The 22024-nt window shown below is 45.9% G+C and carries 20 protein-coding genes and 1 riboswitch; of the genes, 13 read left to right on the forward strand and 7 right to left on the reverse strand.

The window, feature by feature from the left end; all coding sequences use genetic code 11:
* Nucleotides 1–272 precede the first annotated feature (272 nt).
* Nucleotides 273–1370 carry a DUF3616 domain-containing protein gene (locus K4039_RS29335; protein WP_265240044.1) on the forward strand — a complete coding sequence of 366 codons (1098 nt, stop codon included), beginning with the start codon at nucleotides 273–275 and terminating at the stop codon, nucleotides 1368–1370.
* Between the two features lie 59 nt (nucleotides 1371–1429).
* Here the strand turns inward: K4039_RS29335 and K4039_RS29340 are convergent, their stop codons facing one another.
* Together K4039_RS29340 and K4039_RS29345 are read right to left on the reverse strand one after the other, a co-directional pair.
* Complete coding sequence (locus tag K4039_RS29340; protein WP_265240045.1) at nucleotides 1430–3070, reverse strand: AAA family ATPase; 1641 nt, start codon at nucleotides 3068–3070, stop codon at nucleotides 1430–1432.
* Between the two features lie 189 nt (nucleotides 3071–3259).
* Nucleotides 3260–3544 carry a DUF2470 domain-containing protein gene (locus K4039_RS29345; RefSeq protein WP_265240046.1) on the reverse strand — a complete coding sequence of 95 codons (285 nt, stop codon included), beginning with the start codon at nucleotides 3542–3544 and terminating at the stop codon, nucleotides 3260–3262.
* Between the two features lie 181 nt (nucleotides 3545–3725).
* Between K4039_RS29345 and K4039_RS29350 the strand changes: the two genes are divergently transcribed.
* Both K4039_RS29350 and K4039_RS29355 read left to right on the forward strand, forming a co-directional pair.
* The gene (locus K4039_RS29350) at nucleotides 3726–4034 is read left to right on the forward strand and encodes a type II toxin-antitoxin system HigB family toxin (RefSeq protein ID WP_265240047.1); all 309 of its coding nucleotides are present in this window, start codon (nucleotides 3726–3728) and stop codon (nucleotides 4032–4034) included.
* Between the two features lie 33 nt (nucleotides 4035–4067).
* Nucleotides 4068–4514 (forward strand): type II toxin-antitoxin system HigA family antitoxin, encoded by a 447-nt coding sequence (locus K4039_RS29355; protein ID WP_265240048.1) that lies wholly within the window; start codon nucleotides 4068–4070, stop codon nucleotides 4512–4514.
* Between the two features lie 129 nt (nucleotides 4515–4643).
* Here the strand turns inward: K4039_RS29355 and K4039_RS29360 are convergent, their stop codons facing one another.
* From K4039_RS29360 to K4039_RS29370, 3 genes are all read right to left on the reverse strand, one after another.
* Nucleotides 4644–6785 (reverse strand): SPFH domain-containing protein, encoded by a 2142-nt coding sequence (locus K4039_RS29360; RefSeq protein WP_265240049.1) that lies wholly within the window; start codon nucleotides 6783–6785, stop codon nucleotides 4644–4646.
* 335 nt (nucleotides 6786–7120) lie between these two features.
* On the reverse strand, nucleotides 7121–9469 hold the full coding sequence (locus K4039_RS29365; protein ID WP_265240050.1) for a PhoX family phosphatase: 2349 nt from the start codon (nucleotides 9467–9469) through the stop codon (nucleotides 7121–7123).
* Nucleotides 9470–9695: 226 nt separating this feature from the next.
* On the reverse strand, nucleotides 9696–10112 hold the full coding sequence (locus K4039_RS29370) for a hypothetical protein (protein ID WP_265240052.1): 417 nt from the start codon (nucleotides 10110–10112) through the stop codon (nucleotides 9696–9698).
* Between the two features lie 334 nt (nucleotides 10113–10446).
* On the opposite strand from K4039_RS29370, the gene folK reads away from it, so the two are divergent.
* The 4 genes from folK (at nucleotide 10447) to K4039_RS29390 (ending at nucleotide 13999) form a co-directional block, all read left to right on the forward strand.
* A complete protein-coding gene (gene folK / locus K4039_RS29375) occupies nucleotides 10447–10935 on the forward strand; it encodes a 2-amino-4-hydroxy-6-hydroxymethyldihydropteridine diphosphokinase (protein WP_265240053.1) in 489 nt (162 codons plus the stop codon).
* Between the two features lie 78 nt (nucleotides 10936–11013).
* Nucleotides 11014–11562: an NUDIX hydrolase gene (locus tag K4039_RS29380; protein WP_265240054.1), complete on the forward strand. Its 549-nt coding sequence runs from the start codon at nucleotides 11014–11016 to the stop codon at nucleotides 11560–11562.
* 127 nt (nucleotides 11563–11689) lie between these two features.
* On the forward strand, nucleotides 11690–13141 hold the full coding sequence (locus tag K4039_RS29385; RefSeq protein ID WP_265240055.1) for an FAD-binding domain-containing protein: 1452 nt from the start codon (nucleotides 11690–11692) through the stop codon (nucleotides 13139–13141).
* A gap of 210 nt (nucleotides 13142–13351) precedes the next feature.
* The gene (locus K4039_RS29390; protein ID WP_265240056.1) at nucleotides 13352–13999 is read left to right on the forward strand and encodes a Uma2 family endonuclease; all 648 of its coding nucleotides are present in this window, start codon (nucleotides 13352–13354) and stop codon (nucleotides 13997–13999) included.
* A 50-nt stretch (nucleotides 14000–14049) separates the two neighbouring features.
* On the opposite strand, the gene K4039_RS29395 is transcribed toward K4039_RS29390, so the two are convergent.
* Entirely contained in the window at nucleotides 14050–14499 is a 450-nt protein-coding gene (locus K4039_RS29395; RefSeq protein WP_265240057.1) for a hypothetical protein, read from the reverse strand.
* Between the two features lie 163 nt (nucleotides 14500–14662).
* Here K4039_RS29395 and K4039_RS29400 point away from each other — a divergent pair, with 163 nt between their 5' ends.
* Both K4039_RS29400 and K4039_RS29405 read left to right on the forward strand, forming a co-directional pair.
* Complete coding sequence (locus K4039_RS29400; protein ID WP_265240058.1) at nucleotides 14663–14977, forward strand: hypothetical protein; 315 nt, start codon at nucleotides 14663–14665, stop codon at nucleotides 14975–14977.
* Between the two features lie 25 nt (nucleotides 14978–15002).
* Entirely contained in the window at nucleotides 15003–17132 is a 2130-nt protein-coding gene (locus tag K4039_RS29405) for a pentapeptide repeat-containing protein (RefSeq protein ID WP_265240059.1), read from the forward strand.
* Nucleotides 17133–17325: 193 nt separating this feature from the next.
* Here the strand turns inward: K4039_RS29405 and K4039_RS29410 are convergent, their stop codons facing one another.
* Nucleotides 17326–18066 carry a Uma2 family endonuclease gene (locus K4039_RS29410; protein ID WP_265240060.1) on the reverse strand — a complete coding sequence of 247 codons (741 nt, stop codon included), beginning with the start codon at nucleotides 18064–18066 and terminating at the stop codon, nucleotides 17326–17328.
* A 251-nt stretch (nucleotides 18067–18317) separates the two neighbouring features.
* Nucleotides 18318–18465, forward strand: a riboswitch (cobalamin riboswitch).
* Between the two features lie 60 nt (nucleotides 18466–18525).
* Between K4039_RS29410 and K4039_RS29415 the strand changes: the two genes are divergently transcribed.
* From K4039_RS29415 to K4039_RS29430, 4 genes are all read left to right on the forward strand, one after another.
* On the forward strand, nucleotides 18526–19245 hold the full coding sequence (locus tag K4039_RS29415; protein ID WP_265240068.1) for an energy-coupling factor ABC transporter permease: 720 nt from the start codon (nucleotides 18526–18528) through the stop codon (nucleotides 19243–19245).
* A gap of 4 nt (nucleotides 19246–19249) precedes the next feature.
* The gene (locus tag K4039_RS29420; RefSeq protein ID WP_265240061.1) at nucleotides 19250–19582 is read left to right on the forward strand and encodes an energy-coupling factor ABC transporter substrate-binding protein; all 333 of its coding nucleotides are present in this window, start codon (nucleotides 19250–19252) and stop codon (nucleotides 19580–19582) included.
* Nucleotides 19579–20385, forward strand: a complete 807-nt coding sequence (gene cbiQ / locus K4039_RS29425; RefSeq protein WP_265240062.1) for a cobalt ECF transporter T component CbiQ — start codon at nucleotides 19579–19581, stop codon at nucleotides 20383–20385. Before K4039_RS29420 ends, cbiQ begins: the two co-directional genes overlap by 4 nt.
* A 587-nt stretch (nucleotides 20386–20972) precedes the next feature.
* A partial coding sequence (locus K4039_RS29430) for a DUF2207 domain-containing protein (RefSeq protein WP_265240064.1) occupies nucleotides 20973–22024 on the forward strand: 1052 nt, incomplete at its 3' end.

Raw genomic sequence — 22024 nt, forward strand, 5'->3', positions numbered from 1 at the left:
TTTGCTGAATAGTCACCGCCGGCTGCGGTTGTGGCTGCGGGGCTGCTGGAAGTTAAAAATCCCTGTCGAAAAAGCGGAAGTCATCTCTCTCAGGACAGAACATTATATTTATTTTAGTTTTAACTATAAGTTTTCAGTCCGTTCAAACCGACTTTACCTTTGAGACGGGGAATTAATTCCCTGGCGGACTATTGCACCTGTGGCAAGATATCAGTTTCAAGCAATTTTAGCTATAATTACTTACCCTAAGAATAGTTTTGGTGCTAATAATTATGCCAGAATCCTTTTTGCTCGGTCGCCTGCTGCTGCAATTCAACAGCGAAGCGAGCGATATTATTACAAACTTATCGGCTGTGGCTTTCACTCCCGACGGTCATTTGTGGCTGGGTTCTGATGAAACGACTTCGCTCGAATGTTTGTCGCCTGTATCGCCTCATGTTTTTGGAGAACATCAAAAATTTGCGATCGGGGATTTTATCGATTTATCGGACGACGACGAAATCGATATTGAAGGAATTGATTTCAGCAGCAATTGCCTTTGGTTGGTCGGTTCTCACAGCACAAAACGCAAAAAACCTAAAGGTAAAGATTCCGCAGACGATCTCGAAAGATTAGCAACAATTGAGACAGATGTCAATCGCTATTTGCTAGCAAAAGTCCCAGTGAAAGATGGGATTTTGTACAAGTCAATTTCCCATCCTGAAAATCCCAAAATTCAATTGACAGCGGGATGCCTTCAGCGGACAGAAACGGGCAATATACTAACAGATGCGCTCCAAGATGACAGCCATCTCGGCTTGTATTTTTCTGTGCCAATTCCGAGCAAAGAAAATGGTTTCGATATTGAGGGTTTTGCGGTGCGGGGGGAGAGCATTTTTCTCGGTTTGCGGGGGCCTGTGCTGCGGGGTTGGGCGATAATTTTAGAAATAGAAGTTGAAGAGACAGAACCGGGAGTTTTAAGGCTTAAGGAAATTGGGGAAGCAGGGAAATTGTACAAAAAACATTTTGTCGATTTGAACGGTTTGGGTGTGCGAGAATTGTGTTTTAATGGGGAAGATTTAATTGTTTTAGCCGGGCCGACGATGACTTTATCGGGGGCGATGAGGGTTTTTCGGTTGAGGGGAATTTTAGGGCGATCCTCTTCGAGGGCTTCGCTAACGGGCGACAGTATTACTGGGCAAGATGGGGGAAATTTGGAGGTATTGTTTGACTTGCCTTTTAATGTTGGTACGGACAATGCTGAGGGGTTGAGTTTGTTTCCCTATTTGGGGGAGGAGAATTCGTTGTTAGTGGTTTACGATTCGCCGGCTGCGAGTAGAATGGTTGGAGAAAATGCGATTTTTGCAGATATTTTTAGGCTGGGTTCGTAGTGAAAAATTCAGTCCTTAGAATTAGGGACTTGGATTCCTGACTGCGAACCGAAATTTGGTTAATTGTCGATCGCATCCCCTCCCAGTGGCCTGCTGTAGCGCTTCAATTCATCAATCAATCGAGTATCGTTAGAAGCTGTTCTCGCGCCCGCTTCGGCCGCCCACCGCTTCAAATCTTCAATTTGCGATCGCGCGATCGCAGCTAAAGGTACAGTATCCTCGATCGACCTCAAAACATCCTCCGTCGTCAAATCTCGGCGCTGTCCGTTCACAAAAGTGCCAAAAGCGCGGTACAATCCATCAATCACAACTTGCTCAATTTCCGCACCGCTAAAATTCTCAGCAGACTTCGCCAAAACCTCCAAATCAAAATCGCGCAATCTAGTCGGCCGCAAACGCTGCAAATGCACTTTAAAAATATCTTGCCTTTCTGATTCCGAGGGCAAATTCAAAAAGAAAATCTCATCAAACCTGCCTTTTCTCAGCAACTCCGCCGGCAAAATCCGCACGTTATTTGCAGTTGCGACGATAAACACCGGGCTGGTTTTTTCCTGCATCCAAGTGATCAAACTGCCGAATACGCGGCGCGAAGTTCCCGAATCGCCGTCACCGCCGCTGATAATGTTGCCGAAGGCTTTATCTATTTCATCTATCCACAAGACGCAAGGAGCGATCGCCTCTGCCAATTGTATCATTTGTCGAACGCGGCTTTCGCTTTCCCCGACCACGCCGCCGAACAATCTGCCAGTATCCAAACGCAGCAGCGGCAAACGCCATTCAGAAGCAATAGTTTTCGCCGACAAAGATTTGCCCGTTCCTTGAATTCCTACTAACAAAACGCCTTTAGGATTGGGTATACCGTAGCGACGGGCTTCGTCAGTAAAAGCATCTTGCCGCATCTTTACCCACTGCTTCAAATTCTCCAATCCGCCCACATTTTTCAGGGATTCTCTATAGTTGCAAAACTCTAAAATTCCAGTTTGGCGAATTGCTTGTTGTTTCTCTTCCAAAACTCCGTCAATATCCGACTCGTTAATTTGCTGTTTTGCAGCCAAAGCTTTAGCTAAAACGCGCCCAATTCGAGCGCGGCTCAAACCTTGACAAGCTTTAACTAATTGTTCCTTTGCTAAGCCACCAACTTGCAACTGTTCCGGCTTTTCCACGACATGGGAAATTAAATGATTGATTTCTTGGATGTTCGGCAAGGGGAAATCAATTACTGTTACTTCTTCTTTCAATTCTTCTGGCAATTCTAGCGTGTGAGAAGTGAGGACGATAGTTTTTTTGCTGCGCTTCAATTCCCTGGTTAAATTGCGCAATTCCCGGACTACTGGGGCATTTTTGTCGGTGTACGGAGCTCTCAAAATTGGGTGCAGATCCCGCAGTACAAATATGGTATATTCTTCGACAGCAGTTTTGCTGATGCGATCGAGCGCCGCCATTACCGAACCTTTTCCAGAACCGTTATCTTCCCAGCCGCGCACCATATCCCAGAATAATACTCGGCGCGCGGGTGTTACTTGCAGCGCTACTTGGGCGATTACAGCTTCGACTGGTTCCTCTTCTGCGCCGACAATGTACAGCAGCGAATAGCGGGCGCGAATCATCAAATCTAGTCGCTTAATGAGTGCCTCAAAAGGTTTTTTTTGAGCGCCGTTGATGGCATCTAATTCTCTGGAATGGGGGTAAGTTTCTGTCATTTGATTTGAGATTTTAGATGTAAATTAAAGTTTATTAAATATTTTGTTTGTAGTCACGATTTTAGTCTTTTTCAACGATTTAACCGGACTAAAGGTTTGTAGTCAGGACTTTAGTCCTTGTCAACGATTTAATCGGACTAAAGTCCGTACTACGAACCTTGAAATTATAACAGAATTGTGCAGGGTTGGCTATTTTGCGGCTTTTCTGGCTTGTTTTAGCATATCAATCAGAATGTGGTGGGCATCTTCGGCGTCGGTTAAAGTGCGATCGAACTTTACTCTGACTGGCACTGTTTCGTCATTGATTTGAGCGGTTAAATCCATGCCGTTGGCATCAATCGCGAGCATTTGAGCGGATGTCGCCTCTGGCTTGTCGCCGTAGGCTTGGGCGTACAGGACTACGGCGGTAGCGTGATCTTCGTTCATGTGAGTGCAGATGCGATCGCTGATTTCGGTGGAAAACTGGTCTGACATGGGGATTCCTCATATGCAATATTGCGATCGATTGTACTGCGATTTGCGCGATCGGAGAAAGAGATTGATTCGCAGTTGACAATCAACTTCGCAATTTGCTAAGATGATCGAGTAGCCTTTAGGAAAAACAATCGATCATGAAAGAACGTATTATTCTTCAAAATTTTTATCTAGGCAATATATGCACGTTATCTCCCAATCTGCACTCAGAAAATTCTGGGAAAAGTATCCTGACGCGGAAACAAGTCTGCGGTCTTGGTACAAACTAGCGACAACAGCCCAGTGGTCAAACCTAGCTGAAGTAAAAGCAGTTTTTTCCTCAGCAGATAGAGTGGGTAACTTTACTGTCTTTAACATCAGAGGTAATAACTACAGACTGATTACCTTCATAGATTATGAATTTAAACCTAAAAAAATCTTTATTAGAGCTGTACTTACCCATGAAGAATATGACGAAGATAAATGGAAAAAAGACCCGTGGTATGAATGATAATGTTATCTTCTATTAATAGTGAATAATCTTATGAACAACTCTCTTGCCTATATAGAATTGCTCACAGCGTTTCCCCCGCGACCCATCACTGCGGAGTCAGAATTAATCGCAACTCAAGAAACCATTGACTCTCTATTAGACAAAGGCGAACTAACTCCCGACGAACGCGATTATCTAAACGTACTCGGAACCCTGGTTTATGAATACGAGCAAACTTTAGAACCTATTCCTGACATTTACGGGATAGAACTGTTAAAAGCTTTGATAGTAGAATTTGATCTCCGACAAAAAGACCTCGTTCCTATTTTTAAAACTGAGTCTATTGTCTCTGATATTCTGCGTGAAAAGCGTCAACTTACAACGGAACACATACAAAAACTTGCTGAGTTTTTCTGTGTCTCGCCGGCTGCATTCTTTCCGCTACATCCAGCATCCAAGGATTCCCAACGAATAGAATTAGCGTCTACACAAACATAGTCTACACAAACATAGAATTTACGGCGAATAGAATTCGCGCCTACACAAACAAAGTCCGCCTGCGCCTACACAAACAAAGTCCGCCTGCGCGGACTAAAAGAAAATAACGGAATTTTAACCGCTCACTCTTCAACCCGCGTCGGCGGGTTTTGTTTGTATAGACGCGGTTTCAACCGCCCGGTCTTCTGGTGACTTGGTTGAATTCACCTTTGCTACGGGTAACTTGGCCACAGGTTCCAACACAGCAGGCTGCGATTTTTCCAAAGTAACTACAGGCAATTCCCCGCCATTATCTCCATTTTTGCTCGTTTGATTCCACATCATCATTCCCAGCAAACCGTCAACCAAACCGCCGCCGCTACCGTTACCGCTAACCGCAACATCTGGTACAACTCGCACATGACTATCGCCGATAATTTGCATTAACTGCAAAGCCGTATAACCGGAACCGCCCAAAGCTACAACACCCGCGCGATAAGCTTCAGCTTGAGCATTTCCCTTCACCCGAATCGACTCAGCTTCGCCTTGAGCTTGTTTGACCTGAGAATTCGCTTTTAACTCAGAAATCTTCACGCCTTGTTCGGATTTTACCATCTCTTGTTGAATCTCAGCCAGCGCTGTTTCTCTTACCAATTGTTGCCGCTGAGTTTGTGCTATTTGCTGCACCTCATAAGTCTTACATTGTTCCTCAGCAATTTTGCGATCCGTTTGAGTTTGCATCAACTCTGCGGGTGGCAAAATATCCCCGATTAAAGTATCAATTGCTTGCACGTCGTAGGTACGCAAAGCTGCTTTGATATACTCGGCGGCTTCCGCTTGTCTGCCGCTTCTGGCTGAAAGAAAATCTAATACAGAATAAGCTTGAGCCGAGTTGCGGAAGTAATTGCCGATTGTCGGCTGCAAAACGTGGTCTACTAAATTCTGCATCGAACCGACGCGAGAGATAACTTTCGGAGCATCCAAAGCTCCAACGTGAATGATTTGAGCTACTTCTAAATCGAAGGCAAAACCGTCTTGAGAACGCACGGTTAAAGATGAAAGTTTAGAGTCGTAACTGTGCCGTTCTGTTTTACCAGACCAGTTCAATACAATGTTTGTAGTCGGCACTAATTCTACTTTCAAAATGCGAGTATTTAGCGGATGTTTGCCTGGATAAAGAGGTGTCACCCATACGCCTTTGTTGCCCACATTTACTAAGTTGCCGTGGGTGAAAGCTGCGCCGCTGACATCTTCTGAGGTTTTGCCGACATAGGAAATCACGGCGCCGACATAGCCGATCGGGATTTCAGTCATTGCCACCTGGTCAACCCCGACAAACCAAGGGTTTAAGTTCCACGAACCGGACAGCAGAACCTGTTCCTGCAAACCGCGCCGCCCGCCGGCGGTGATAAATTTTTGCGCGTTTTGGAAGTTGTCGTGATTGGGAATAATTGGGCCGGCAATTTCGCCATCTTGAATCGGAACGCCGTCATAAGTTGTGACAATTCCTACTTTGTCTGGGGCGATTGTGTACAGCTTCAACTGTTCGGCTGTCATGCCGTGTTTTGTAGCATTTCCTGCTGTGATTACGGTAAATAATGCCGTGTTAATTCGATAGCTGCCGCCCGTCAAGATGCCGAGTTGCCGACCTTTTTCGCCGCCTTCTTTGAGGAATTTGCGAGCATCTTGAAAATTGTCGCATTCTGTGATTTTTCCGAGGATGCGCTGTGGCGGATTCGACTCGCCGCCTGCTGCGATAACTAAGCCAATTTCGCCTTGGGGAACTATTGTTAAAGATTCTTTGCGGACGTTGTATTGCAAAGGCCAATAACCCCAGTGCCAACCGGGAGGTAATGTATCAGCTTGATATCCAGCTTCACCGTTTAAGGCAATTAAATCTCCTGGGGGCAAAGATTTGCCGTTGAAGCTAAACTTTTTACTGACAATGCCAACTTCGCGATCGCCAATTACGACTAATCCACCAAAAAATAGCGGTAGCACTAGAATGACTATCATACTGCCGATCGCGATCGGGATAAATCCACCCGCATCGAGCTGCATTGTCTGCACCGGAACAGTGGTGCGCAACTGCCCTAACTGCAAGCTAGAATCAGGTTTTGCTGCTAGCTGAGTCGAGGAGTGATTTGCAGGGGGGATATCGCCAGCAGCTAATACCGGCGAGGGTTTCAAACTGGTTATTACACTGAGGGCTAAAGATGCCGAAATGGCGGCTGCTAACTGTTTTAAAACTCGAACTTTGAGTTGAGACTTGGGCAAAAGTGAATAAAGCATTTTTTTGATATGGGCTAATTTGTTCTATTAGCTCTAGCTTAGCTCTAATCCCAACTTCTGATGTAAAATTTAATGTCTTATTTTTCATTACTTGCAGTCATAATAGTCATATTTATCAGTGAAAATACGGATATAATTTTTCTCGTTTAGGTGAGGGATCTATGATAATTGGTAATTAGTAATTGGCAATTGGCAAGAAAGCAATCGCGCACGGGGGCAAACTCACTTGAGAACTGCTATAAGATTAAAATCAATGATGCAACAAACTGAAAAAGTAAGGACACGGCAATGCCGTGTCCCTACAGATACTCGCCTACAATAAGCAGCGGATAACTCTAGACAAACTGGCCGGTGGGATTTGTTCGCACCCGACGAATCCCAATTACCGACGGCATCGGCGATCGGCGCGAATCATTCGAGATATTACTCGGCCACAAACTACCACGAGAAACAGTCCGAGTCTGATTAAAAACAGCACCGTTTAAATCCAACATTTCAATTTGCCGGCGCAACACAGTACCATCATCGATCGGACAATCTTCCCCCGGATGCTGCACCGAAATTATCAGCGTATCTCCCACAAAAGTCGGCCCCGTCATTTCGCAGCGATTCGGCCCTTGAGCAAAGGGAATTACACTGCCAGAATTCGGCCCGGAAGTCGGAATATAAAACAGCCAATTGTTACCGAAAACACCCGTAAAATCTGACACATTTCCAGTCTTCGCATGGTCGATCGCATTTGGCTTCCCAGCAGCACCAACATCAAAACCGTTGTGCGTGCTCGTAGACATATCAGTCACGCCCCAAATATTGCCTTGAGGGTCAAAAACCAAATTGTCAACACTAGCAAATCCTGCCCCATCTACTGCACCAGCTTCTCCACCTTGCACAAAACGCTGCCAGCGGAAAGTCAAACCAGCACCGTCGGGACTGTCTTCAATTATTTTGTAAATACCTCCCGACTGCTGAGTGCTATTGAGTCCTGCCGTGTATTTAGCAACAGTAAAAATGCGAGAATCTGGATAGCCGTCGCTTCCCGGTGCGCCATCAGTATAGGAAATGAAAACTTCCTTAGTAAGAGGATTAATTTCCAAATCTTCCGGCCGCGCCGTCGGAGTAGCGCCAATCAAATTAGCAGCTAAAAAAGCATCAACTAAAACCGCGCCTTGGCTGCTGTAGAAATTAGCAAGAGTTTTATTCTTGTAGCCCAAAAGTGCAGTTGCTTCATTCGTTGTATCTACTACAAAAGAACCGCCGTCATCGGTTTGATCGGCAATTCCCGCGCGTTTCGGCAAGCGAGTATTTCCATCTCTTTGAGCTTTACCAAAACTTGCCAATTCGGCCTCGGCAACTTTTGTGGGGCTTACCGGATTGGTTTGGGAATTGATTGTCAGCGGCAGCCATCTTCCCGCACCGTTGCGGTTGTATTGGGCGACGTACAAAACGCCGTCTTCTAATAATCGGCTGTTGGTTTTATCTGCGGGATTTGTGATATTGCCGTTGCTGACAAATTTCCAGGTGTGTCCGCCGCGCCGATCGTCCCCCATGTACACTACTAACTTGCGTCCCGCTTCGGCGCGAATAGCGACGTTTTCGTGGCGGAAACGGCCTAAAGCGGTGTGTTTGCGGGGGCGGAAATTGGGGTCTTGAGGATCGACTTCCACCATCCAGCCGTATTTTTCACCGACTAAGCCGAATTCTTCGCCTGTAGTACCCTTGGGATAGCCGGTTTGGCCGCCGTTGGGTTTGATGTTTTCCTGAACTCCCACGAAGAATAGTTCGCTACCTTGGAAATTTTCTTCGGCGGAGAGGATTGTGCCCCAAGGAGTTGTGCCGCCGGAACAGTTGTATGCTGTGCCGATGATGCGGTTGCCGAGTCCGTCGCTGTTGACTTGGGCAAAAACTTGGGTGGCTGCGGGGCCCGTTCCTAGCAAGAAGTTATTGTCGCCTTGTCTGGTTCCCCAGGAGGTGACATCCTTGTATTTGTCGGTGCGTTCTCTGTTGATTCCGAGGCCCGAAAGTCCGTGGATGCGTCGGTTGAGGGGGTCGCGGGCGATCGCCCGAAAGCGTCCATCAGCTTGTTTGGTGATGCGGACGATGGAACCACCGAGATTGTACAGGAATTCGCCGAGGGTATCGCGATTTTTTACTGATAAGTCTATACCGATGACGGCGCGATCGGTCGCTGGAAAAGATGCCACATCCGCCGGGGCTTCGGGCGCCACTTTCGACATCGGGAAAGATACGTATTCGTGGTTTACCCACAGATAGCCGTCGTCATTGCTGCCGCGCAGGCCTACGAAGCCGGTGTAATCGTTGTTGTAGCCGAAATAGTCTGCCAAATCGGGGAAAACGCGATCGCCCCAGCGGAGAATCACATAACGTTCGTATTCCGGTGGCACAACCACATCGTCAACCACGCTGTAACTGGTTAATTTCGTATCTTGCGACGCACTCATCACAGTGCCGATTCCCCCCGGCGCAGTCGGCATGAAACTCGACATTTCTCGATAAATTGGCAGCGGGTGGGGAAGTCTTAGAGGAGTGAAAGATGTCGGAAGTATAGCAACGGCATCGCTGGAATTGATGCCGAAAAGTGTTTGAGTTAGCTTAGGAGCAAGCACAGTGGTAGCTGCACTGCTGCCGAAGAAAATTAGCAGTTGTCGGCGAGTTATTTTAGACATAAATTCCTTTTGATCCCAACATCCCTAGTCAGACGAGTCTTTATAGAAATTTACTACTATTAAATTAAGGATAGTTAAACTTCTGGTTAATTAAAGTAGGGGAATATTTTGGTTAAAAACACGTTAAATAAAAACGTTCGTAGTGCGGACTTTAGTCCGTGACCTATTGCGGACTGAAGTCCGCACTACGAACCATTTTTATTATGGTAATCGACCAAACACAATCTCAATCATCTCGAAAAGCCGGATCGTTTTGTCGGGATGCCGATCGACTAGGCGCTGGTACATTAATCCTTTGCGAAGGCCCGGAATTTGCGGGCGAAATATTGGGATCTATGAATCCCAGCAGCAATTTAGCATCTGCAAAATATCTCGTCCACCGTTCGATACTCGCATCTTTCTGCCACTGGCTGCGGGATACTCTCGATCGCAAAACCGGAACTCTTTGCCGGCTGCGATCGGCTGTAACTATCACCGTAACTTCTGTTAATCCTGGATTTTCTTGAAACTCGCGGGCGATCGACAATGTGGCCAAATCTTCCGCCTGCTGCACCAAACTCGCAAAAGATTGACTACCGTCCGAATCTAAGGTAATATAGCTTTCCTTAGTTTCTGCTAAAGATACTGATATACTTGCGGCCAAAAAGACCGTTGCTAAAATAAAGGTTGAACATAAGCGCCGATGCAAACTCATTCTTTTTCAAACTCAATGCTAATACTTGTCAATGATAATAAACAAAATTTAACAGCCGATTAAGCTGTGATTAAAAAACTCAGGACTGACGACGCATTAAGACTAAAGAAACCTGGTTTTTACTGAATCTGCGGGCTGCAAACACGTCTTTTCGTAAAAAAACCAGGTTTCTGACTGCGCCTGCGTCCAGGACTGATAATATTTTGTAGAGTCGGGTTTTCCCCCTGAAGTCAATCCGTTAAATCCGTTAAAAAATCCGCTGCCGAACTTCCTTCTTCCTGCAATGAAACTAACAAAATGCGCGATCGCCCTCGGTAGCAACTTAGGCGACTCCCTCGCCACACTCAAAAGTGCGATCGCAACTCTCAACAATACTCCAGAAATCACAGTAAATTCTTATTCTAGTTGGTATCAAACCGCCCCCGTCGGGCCGCCACAACCCGATTATATTAATGCCTGTGCCATCCTAGAAGTTGCACTAGAACCCGAACAATTGCTAGCAACTTTATTAGAAATTGAAATAAAATTTAATCGGATTCGCCGCGAAAAATGGGGGCCGAGAACCCTCGACCTAGATTTGCTGCTGTATGATGATTTAATCCTAGACACTCCGACACTGACTTTACCTCATCCCCGGATGACCGAAAGAGCTTTTGTATTAGTACCTTTAGCCGAAATTGCGCCGGATTGGGTGCATCCTGTGACGAAAAGTGCGATCGCACAACTCCTGCAAACGGTAAACTGTTCAGGAGTGGAAAAAATGAAAGTGTAGAAATTGAGCAAAATTCCGGGCTGCGATCGCCTATGATGTTTTAAATCGGTGCAATCAAACATTATTCACTTATCGCTTATGTCGATCGGTCAAGAACTACCCCAACTCCTCAAACAGCGCCTGTTTTACCAAGGGCGTAAATTCAACTTTGACGTAGCTAGCCTCCGCCTTCCCAACGGTTCCGAAGGCGACTGGGAATGTATTCGCCACCCCGGCGGAGCACTTGCAGTTCCCGTCACCCCCGAAGGTAAACTCGTCTTGGTGCGACAATACCGCTTCGCAGCCAAAGGACGGATTTTAGAATTTCCCGCAGGTACTGTCGAAAGCACCGAAAGCCCCGCCGAAACTATCAAACGCGAAATCGAAGAAGAAACCGGATATCGCGCCGGAAAATGGCGGGAATTAGGCAAATTTATGCTCGCCCCCGGTTATTCCGATGAAATCATTTATGCTTTTTTAGCACAAGATTTGGTCAAATTGGAAAAGCCACCAGCGCAAGACGATGATGAAGACATGGAGACAGTTTTATTCACTCCAGAAGAATTAGAAAAAGCGATCTTAGCTGGCGAACCAATTGATGCGAAATCTATTTCTAGCTTTTTCTTGGCGCGTCCATTTTTGACTTGAAGCAGACCGTCCTAGACGCAGATAATTTATCTGTAAGGTGATCTTCGGCGCACCCTACTTATTGTATAGTAGTAAGGTGCGCAGTGCGCACCCTACGGGGAACTGTATAAAGCTAAAATATAAAAAAATGTCTGATTTAATTTTATTTTGGCACCGCCGCGACTTGCGTATTTCTGACAACATCGGATTGGCGGCAGCGCGCCAGCAAAGCCCGAAAGTAGTCGGGATTTTTTGTCTGGATCGCAATATCCTAAATCTCGACGATGTAGCGCCAGCCAGAGTCACCTACATGATCGGCTGCTTGCAAAAACTCTCCTCGCGTTACGTCGAATTTGGCAGCCAATTACTGATAATTCAAGATGACCCGATTCTAGGAATACCGAAATTAGCAACAGCGATTAATGCTAAAGCAGTATTTTGGAACTGGGATGTAGAACCCTATGCAAAAAAGCGCGATCAGTCCGTATCAAATGCCCTCGAACAAGCCGGAATTCAAGTTCAAAATTTCTGGGATCAACTCCTGCACGCCCCGGACGAAATTCGCACCGGCACAGGGAATCCCTACACAGTTTATACACCATTTTGGAAAAAATGGAACAGCAAACCGAAAGCCCAACCTGTAGAGACACTGCCGATAACTGATCTGGAATTAATGACTGGATTGACCGCAGAAGAACAAGAAATTGCTAACCAAGCAGGTGCAATTGAAACACTGCCAACGCCATCTAGTTTGGGATTTATTTGGGAAAATTCGCTGTTAATAGAACCCGGAGAAGATGCGGCGCGAGCCAAGTTGGAAGATTTTTGCGATCGGGCAATTTACCAATATCAAGAACAGCGCAATTTCCCCGCAATTAGTGGCACATCCGAACTCAGCGCCGCCCTCAAATTTGGTGCAATTGGCATCCGTACTGTTTGGCAAGCTACCCAGATAGTAATGGAAACTTGCCGCAGCGAAGAAGCCTGCACAAGCATCAGCACTTGGCAACAGGAAATAGCGTGGCGAGAATTTTACCAACACGCCATGTATAACTTCCCAGAATTAGCAGACGGGCCGTATCGTAAAGCATTCAAAGACTTTCCTTGGGAAAACGATGAAAAGCTGTTTCAAGCTTGGTGTAGGGGCAAAACTGGCTATCCAATTATCGATGCGGCAATGCGGCAGTTAAATCAGACTGGTTGGATGCACAATCGCTGTCGTATGATAGTCGCTAGTTTCCTCACGAAAGATTTAATTATTAACTGGCAGTGGGGCGAAAAATACTTCATGCAAAATTTGATTGATGGCGACCTTTCTGCTAATAATGGCGGCTGGCAGTGGAGTGCATCGAGCGGCATGGACCCGAAACCTTTGCGAATATTTAATCCCGCCAGTCAAGCTCAGAAATTTGACCAGGAAGGGGAATATATTCGGCACTGGGTTCCAGAATTGCGCCGAGTTGATACGAAACTTTTGCTAACTGGAAATATTTCGCCTATTGAACGCCGGCTGCTTCATTATCCCGATCCTATCGTAGATCACAACGAGCAGCAGCGCAAGTTTAAGGAAATTTATAAACAGCAAAAAATAGCAGATTAGAAAACCGGGCGAATGGAATTCGCGCCTACACAGACAAAACCCGCCTCCGCGGGTTGAAGAAAGAAAGAAAACCGGGCGAATGGAATTAGGTTGTTTTCTTTACACCTTCTGAATTCGGACGAAATTTTTTGTAGCCGCGGTTTCAACCACCGTCTTATCTGATCTAAATCGTATTGAGTTACAATAAAATTAAATAAATTGGAGGTTGAAATGGTAACGCTGCAATTAAGACAAATCAGTGTACCACCAGGACATAGACTACTGTTACATGATGTCAAATGGCAGGAATTTGAAGCTATTTTAGAAGAGTTGGGAGAACACCGTGGCTCTAGAATAGCTTACAGTCAAGAAACTTTGGAGATTAGGATGCCACTCCCAGAACATGAATTTAATAAAGAGATCATTGGCGATATGGTCAGAATACTAATCGAAGAACTTGAAATTGACTTTGAACCATTTGGTTCGACGACTTTCAAAGAAAAAAGTATGTTACAAGGAATTGAAGCGGATAAATCTTTTTATATTCAAAATTACGCTCTAATGATTGGCAAAAAACGCATCGACTTAACTATTGATCCGCCGCCGGATTTAGCAATTGAAGTCGATTTAACTTCCAAAATTCAACTGGATGCTTATGAGGCGTTGGGAGTACCGGAAATTTGGCGCTATGAAAATAAAAGGCTTCAGATTAATGTGCTTGAAGATGGGAAATATGTTGAATCGGAAATTAGTCCGATATTTCCCAATCTGCCAATTATTGAAGCTATTTCTCAGTATTGCGAACAAAGTCAAACAGCGGGCACGAGTCAAACTCTCCGATTGTTTCGGAAATGGGTTAGAGAGCAAATACAAAATTGATCGCATATCCCCAATTTTCTAACAGCAAACGCCCTAATCTCGTTGGATTTTTAATTTCGTTTTTGGGAAATTGAGAGAGAATAAGGGTGTTGAGCTTGCGATCGATCGCCCACAAAAATCACATAAGTTCCCTTGTCCCCATAACCGGAAAATTCTACATTCCCCGCAGCAGCATTCGCCGGTAGCACGCAGAAACGACCCCTCGGCCCCTGAATCATCAAAGTCGGAGCTCCCGCAGTTTGTACTGCAATTTTCCAGTAAGGTAAATCCTGGGTTACTTCGATGACGTGGTTTGGGCCTTGGGCTACAAAACCGCAGTCGCCGCTATTGTTCGGGCCGCCGGAGACTCCCGAAACTCTCAGCGGTTCGGGAAATCCCGGAGCAATTTGCAGCGGTTGGCTCCGAATAGCTCCGGCATCCGCTAAAATCATTGCTAAGGCTAGGGTTACGATCGAGCCAAAGCGTAGTCTGGGGCGATCGCAGGGATAGCATATCTTCATTTTTATCCTTATTTATCCGAAATTTATCGGAACATAATGGCTTCGGTTCTACTTCTTTGACAGTAGAAGATAATTAGGGGTTCCGAACACGCTAATGTGACTCTTATTAATGTGACCGTCCTAAAATGATTAATGTACAGCTAAACTAACTCCAATTTTTTTTATGAATCCTCAAAATAACTTCAATTGGCAGCAGGCGATCGGATCACTAAAAGCTAAACTAGAGCGATCGCCTCTCATCCAACAAAATCCAGACAGCTATCAAGCCGTCGGAACCTTCTACAATCAATCTCTGGACAAGTTTCAAAGACTCCCCAAAGCGGGGCAGGTGGCAGTCTTTGCCGTCGGAGCGATAATTGTCCTGACTGTCTTCAATAGCATCGTACAGCTAATTTCCGCGCTGATGACTCTTGGCGTTCTGGGAGTGCTAATCTACATAGCGTACAAATTGGCAATTGCTCCTGATTCCTCCAACTAACGACTAACAATAGGAAATTATAAATATGGCTAGCCCAACCGCACCCGGTGATATTAATCAACCCGATCCATCTTGGCAGACACAATCCCAGCAAATGCCACTGCTGGTTCGCCGGTGTGGCGCTTGGGCCGTTGAAATTTCGTTAATTGCAGCTAGCGCCCTGGTTCCCTTCAGTATCGGGGCATTGGTTAACAAAGAAGCTCAAACCGTGCCACTCAATCCCTCGGTAGCAGCAGCATCGGAAACTGTCGCCCGTATTTTGGCTATCCCCGTGCGCGATCGCAACCCCAGAGTTGCACCCCTAACTAATCTATTCTGGTCGGGGGCACTGCTAGCACCGGCAGTTTTAGCTGCGTGGCAGTTGTTTTTGCTCGCCAGAACCGGTCAAACTCTCCCGAAACGCTGGTTTGGGGTCAAACTTGTCACAGCGTCGGGTGTTCCTCCGGGTTTTCGGCGAGTGCTAATTCGTGAAAGTTTGGGGCGCTGGGGAGTGCCTCTGGGCGTCGCCTACGGCATTTGGCGCTTATCGGGCGCGTTTCCTGATTTAATCATTTTAGGCGGGCTGAGTGGCTTGGCAATCCTCGCAGACGGGGCTTTTGCGTTGCGCTACAAACGGCAGTCGGGGCACGATCGACTTGTGAATACTTTGGTTGTCAATGCTCGATCGCACGAACAATCTGCCAATCCTGTCAAAAGTCAAGAATGGACTCAGGAAGATGCCCAAATTGCAGCTTTGGTTTTGACTCCCGAAACTGGGGTGAAGGAAGATCCCAGTTTGTGGAATTGGATGCGCCAACATCCAGGCACAACTTTAGTAATAGTTACCATCGGCAGCGCGGGATTGATTTTAAGTTTGTTTGTTGGCACTCTGATTTACACTCAAAGTCAAGCAAATATGCGGGATTCTCGGCAACGGAATGACGAATTATTTGTGGCTTTAGTGAATAAATTGTCTCCGACTTCGGCTAACGGAACATCGGGCAGGCGATCGGCAATTTTAGCTTTAGGCGCGGTAGAAGACTCCCGCGCCGTACCGCTGTTAGCCGATTTGCTGGCGCAAGAAGACAGCAAGGTCATGTTGGACGCGATCCAGCAAGCTTTAGTTAGTACCGGCCCGAAAGCTTTACCTGACTTGCAACGGCTGAACCAAGCTCTCAGCAATGACCTGGAATCCCTGCGCTACGGAGGGAAGACTGCGGAACGTGAGTTAGCGGCTACCCGTCAGAGAACAGTGCAAAGGGCGATCGGCAAAATTCTCACAGTGTATAGCAGCCAGCTCAACGGCGCGGATTTGAGCCGCACAGATTTAAGTCAAAGTCCTGCGGGCCCAGGTCAGTTTACTTTAGTATTAGACAAAGTTGACTTGTCAGGAATTAAGCTCAGAAAAACCAATTTAACCAATGCCAGCTTGCAGGGAGCTCGCTTTTATGGAACTGGCGAAGACAGGCGACCTGGTACATTTGACGATTGGATTTCTGACTTAAGCGAAGCTAATTTTGAGGGAGCAAATTTAACCGGAGCATCTTTGAACAGTGCAGTAATGAACCGCACTACTTTTGTGCGCGCTGTCCTGAACAAAGCTAATTTCTCAAGCGGAAGTTTGACTGGAGCTAATTTTAGTAGTGCTCTATTAATTGGAGCAAACTTGCAGCAAGCAATGTTAAAAGAGGCAAGTTTTACTGGTGCAGATATCGGCAGCGCTAATTTTTCGGGAGCAAATTTGGAAGGCGCGCGTTTAGCCAAAGTGAAGGCTCAAGGCGCTCAATTGTCCTTGACAAACTTGTCTAAATCGGAATGGCAAGGTGCTGATTTATCTGGTGCTGATTTGAGCGGTGCAAATTTACAAAATGCTGATTTGAGTTCAGCTAAACTCGCCAACGCGAATTTAAAAGACGCTCGGTTGCAAGATGCTAATTTGCGGAATGCGGACGTGAGTTCGGTTGATTTCCGGGGCGCGAATTTAGCTGGAGTGAATTTTCAAAGCGCTGTGTTTCTGGGGAAGGCGACTTCGGATCAGTTTATTCAAAGTCCTGTCGGTAGCAAATCGGGTCGATTCCAAGGAGTTAATTTTGGGGAGGCTAAGAATTTAGATCAAAGTCAAATTGCTTATATTTGTTTGCAGGGTGGGAATCATCCGAAGTGCCCGACGAAATAGTATCAAATCCGTTGGCATCGGAATTATTAGTAGCTGAAGGAGACGGCAGTGCCGTCTCCTTACAATTAATCACGGTAGGGAGACGGTACTACCTTGGACTCTATATCATAAGGAGTGTAACCGGAATTTATGTAAAATACCAAAACCCCGACTTCTTCAAAAAATCGGGGTTCTAAAGTGCGAGATTTTGTAATTAGTTGATATTATCAGGATCTATCCCCAACTCTCGCAATCGTTCAGCTAGGCGATCGGCGCGCTGGGATTCCTGTTGTGCACGTTGGGATTCCTGTTGTGCGCGTTGCGATTCCTGTTGGAGACGTTGCGCTGATTCCTTCACCTGTTCTTCAGGAGTCAAATAACGTTTTCCATCAGCATCGTACCAATACAACCACTCCCTTGTCACCCCAGAATAATTGCCCCTTTCACAGCCAATTCCCAAACCAATCTCTGGCATCCAAACTAGATTTTCTGGCTGTAACTCATAGGAACCATTGACTAACTTATATACTTCCAAACGGGGTTTACGTCGGCGGCGGGAAGAATAAATGACGTAATAAAGTACGCCTAACCTTTGATATTCTTCCAACTTGGCGGTGTATTCCTTGCGAGGAGTCGGGGAAACAACTTCCAGTACAAAACTGGGCATGACCTTTTCCTCCCACACCACATAACTTGGACGCAATTCTTCATCATAAAACCGTTGCACCCCTAAACTCAAGAAGGCATCTGGCACAATCGGAGGTTTTTCGGGGTGATGGTAAAGACCCATATCTATACCAAAAAACCAGTCCATGCGTTCCCCCCAAAGTATGAGCAATATTGCTTTTAGCAATCCTGGGATTAATTCTTGCAGTTCGTTATCCACTGGTGTTTCATCTGAGTCTGGTAGTTCGTCGGCTGAGGGCCAGTGCTTCGGAAAGTTGTAATCTAACATGGCGGCTTTTCTCGAAACTCACTAATATTATAGCATTCACTTGTTTGGTGTTTTTTGGGAATTTGGTTGAGATTTTAACGAACCGCGAAGACGCGAAGGAAGAGAATCAAAAAGAAGAAGATAGATCAAATCGTGTTCGGTGGCATTTTTATTGTTTGTCTCTTCGGACACTTGAAGCTGTCGGACACAATCTAAGCCACTTAATTTGAAATAATTTTTGTAAAGATCGGCTGAGAGTTGCCCGATCGCCTATACTAAGCTAATCATTCGGTTCTAATGGGGAGCAGCCATTAGAGGAAACGGGGAAAGTTCGGTGTAAGTCCGGCGCTGTCCCGCAACTGTAATGAAAGCCATGTCGCTTTCTAAGTCAGGATGCCCGCCGATGTGTTTGTTTACATAGTTTCATCTGCGAGGTTCAGCGTGAAGGCCAGAAATCGGAAATTAGTCAGCCTGGGATTGATGGCTGGCTTAAGTTGTTATATTGTCCTCGGTTCGGCAACCCCCGCCGCAGCTATGCACATTTCGGAAGGTTTTTTGCCGGTGCAATGGGCGGCGTTTTGGTGGATAGTGGCGTTACCTTTTTTTCTAGTTGGTTTGCGATCGATCGCCCGCATTACAAAAGAACACCCGGAACTTAAACTGCTGTTAGCTTTGGCGGGTGCGTTTACTTTTGTGCTTTCTGCTTTAAAAATTCCTTCGGTAACGGGCAGTTGTTCTCACCCGACGGGTACTGGTTTGGGTGCGATTTTGTTCGGCCCTTCGGTGATGGCTGTACTCGGCGCTTTAGTGCTGCTTTTTCAAGCGGTTTTGTTGGCCCACGGCGGCTTGACAACCCTGGGAGCAAATATGTTTTCGATGGCGATTGTTGGCCCTTTTGCTGCGTATTTTGTCTATCATTTGCTGTTGCGAACTGGTAGTCAGCGGGCGGCAATATTTTGTGCTTCGGCTTTGGCAGATTTGCTGACTTATGTGATGACTTCGATTCAATTAGCATTGGCTTTTCCCGCAGCAAGCGGCGGTTTTATGGCTTCGTTTATTAAGTTTGCTAGCATCTTTGCTATTACTCAAGTACCCCTGGCGATTAGTGAGGGATTGCTGACTGTATTAGTCTGGAATTGGCTGCATTCCTACGGAAAGCCAGAGTTGGAAACTTTGAAATTATTGAGACAGGAGTCATAAAGTCGTGAATCAAAAACCTACAAAAAATCAGCAAGCTACCGCGCGACAAAATTGGTTATTGGTTGGCGCTGTGGTTGTTCTTGCTGTTATTCCTCTGGTATTTGTGCGGGGTGAATACGGCGGCGCTGATGGCCAAGCTGAAAAAGCAATTAGCGAAATTCAACCGGGGTATGAACCTTGGTTCAATCACTTCTTTGAACCGGCGAGCGGCGAAATTGAAAGTTTGCTGTTTGCGTCTCAAGCGGCGATGGGGGCTGGCGTAATTGGCTACGTGATTGGGTTGTATAAAGGCCGATCGCAATCTCAGCAGAATTCCGATCGCAAAACCTTGGAATGAACCATCAAATTGATAGTCTGGCTTATACAAATCGCTTGCGCGGTTTGCCGCCCTCTCACAAACTATCATTTGCGATCGCCCTTTTAATCCTGTCTCTAGTTTCCCATGCAGCGGTGCAGTTGTCGATCGCCCTGTGGTTGACAATCTGGATCGTCGTTTATGCCGGAATTCCGGCGAAACTCTATCTGCGGTTGCTGTCTGTACCGCTGGTGTTTTTGCTGACAAGTTTGCCTGCTTTGGCGATGGGTGCCGTTGCGGGCGATCGCATCCCGGAAATTCAGTGGGATATTTGGCAAGGTTGGGGAATTAGCATCGGCACTTTTTATATCTATGTGAGTCGCACTGGAATATACCAAGTGAGCTTGCTGTTTGCCCGCGCCTTCGCATCCACAAGCTGTATGTACTTCATCCTGTTGACAGTACCATTTACCGAAATATTGCAGATTCTGAGACAATTACGCTGTCCAGAGTTAGTCACAGAACTGCTATTACTAATGTACCGCTTTATTTTTAGCTTATTGGCGATCGCCGATGAACTTTGGACAGCCCAAAACTCCCGCTGCGGCTACCGCACTTGGAAGCGGGGAATGCACAGCTTAGGCATTTTAATCGGTCAATTGCTGCTGCGAACTTTAGAAAACTACCGTCAAGTTTCCCTGACTTTAGCCTCGCGCGGCTTCAACGGAGAACTCCGCGTTTGGAATTCCTACCCTTACAAACCCTCGCGCAGATATACATTTGAAGCCGTGTTTGGCTGCACAGTTTTAACCCTGTTAAGTATTGTCAGGATACCGGGCGGTTGAAAGCAGGTTTATACAGAATCGGCGGTTAAAACCGCGTCTATACAGAATCGGCGGTTGAAAGAAGAATCGGCGGTTGAAACCGCGTCTACACAGACAAAACCTGCCTCCGCAGGTTAAAGAATCGGCGGTTAAAACCATCTTATTGTCTTTAGTCCACGGAGGCGGACATTGTTTGTGTAGACGCGGTTTCAACCGCCGTATCATCTCGGACATTGTTTGTGTAAACGCGGTTTCAACCGCCGTATCATCTCGGACATTGTTTGTGTAGACGCGGTTTCAACCGCCGTATCATCTCGGACATTGTTTGTGTAGACGCGGTTTCAACCGCCGTATCATCTCGGACATTGTTTGTATAAACGCGGTTTCAACCGCCGTCTCATCTCGGACATTGTTTGTGTAGACGCGGTTTCAACCGCCGTATCATCTCGGACATCGTTTGTGTAGACGCGGTTTCAACCGTACGTCTCATCTTTGTGACAAAACCATAATATGACTTTTATGAACTAAATTAATGAACTTTATGAATTGACCTTACTAGAAACCTATTGAATAATAGCAATCAATAGCTACTCAGTAGGAATTATATTATGAATAAACGACCTCTCAAAAAAATACTTTATTTCCTCACCACATTATTTACCATATTTCTGGTCACAGTCACTCATGTAGCCGCCCAAGAACTACCATTTTACTGGGAGAATATCAACGTCCTAATCGACGTTCAGACCAACGGAGATATGTTAGTCACCGAAACCCAAAAATATGTATTCACAGCAGACTACAACACTGAACGATATCGCTACATTCCTTTAGATAAAGTCGATGAAATCAAAGATGTCACCGTTGCCGAAAATAATCAAACCATTGCCAGTACAACTGGAATTGAAAATAATCAGCTTTGGATTCGTTGGCAACATCAATTAAAAGCGCCAGAATCACATACTTTTGTGATCAAATATCGCGTAGTAGGTGGATTGCAGCTAGATGGCGAGAATACTCAAGTTTATTGGAAAGCCATTGCAGCAGATCGCAAAGCCCCGATTAATGCTGCAAAGGTAAGGGTGCAATTACCAGAATCTTTGTCAGGTAAAGTTCTCTCATTTACAAATTTTGGTACGCCAGCCATTCCTCGCAAAGTAGATGCTAAAACTTTTGAATTTGTGGCAAGTCAGCCTGTGCTACCGGAACAAGAATTAGAAGTGCAGATTGCATTTCCCCAGCAAATTCTGAATGTGCCTCAACCTCGTTGGCAACAAAGTGGCAATCAATCTGTATTTTTTTCGGGAGTAGGATTTTTCTTTTCCCTAATGAGCTCCTTATTAATGATTCTCTTTCCCCTAGCAGTATTCATATTTCCGATATGTCTGCTTTACTTTGTCTTAGTAAGTATTTACGCCTATCTTATAACATTTTGTTTTCGATGCAAAAAGTTCACGCTATACACCAATAGAACAGTAATCTCTACAGCTACCCCAAAGATTAAAGGGAGGAATCAAGTTATCCATCACTGTAATAATTGCGGTTATCATGATGAAAAAATAGTTGTGACTCATTATGTAGATCCAAGTAGTGGTGGCGGTGGCGGGGGCGGTGGCGGTGGTGGTGGCGGTGGTGGTGGCGGTGGGGGGGGTGGCGGTGG

This window comes from Lyngbya sp. CCAP 1446/10 (assembly GCF_026130175.1).
Taxonomy (GTDB): domain Bacteria; phylum Cyanobacteriota; class Cyanobacteriia; order Cyanobacteriales; family Microcoleaceae; genus Microcoleus.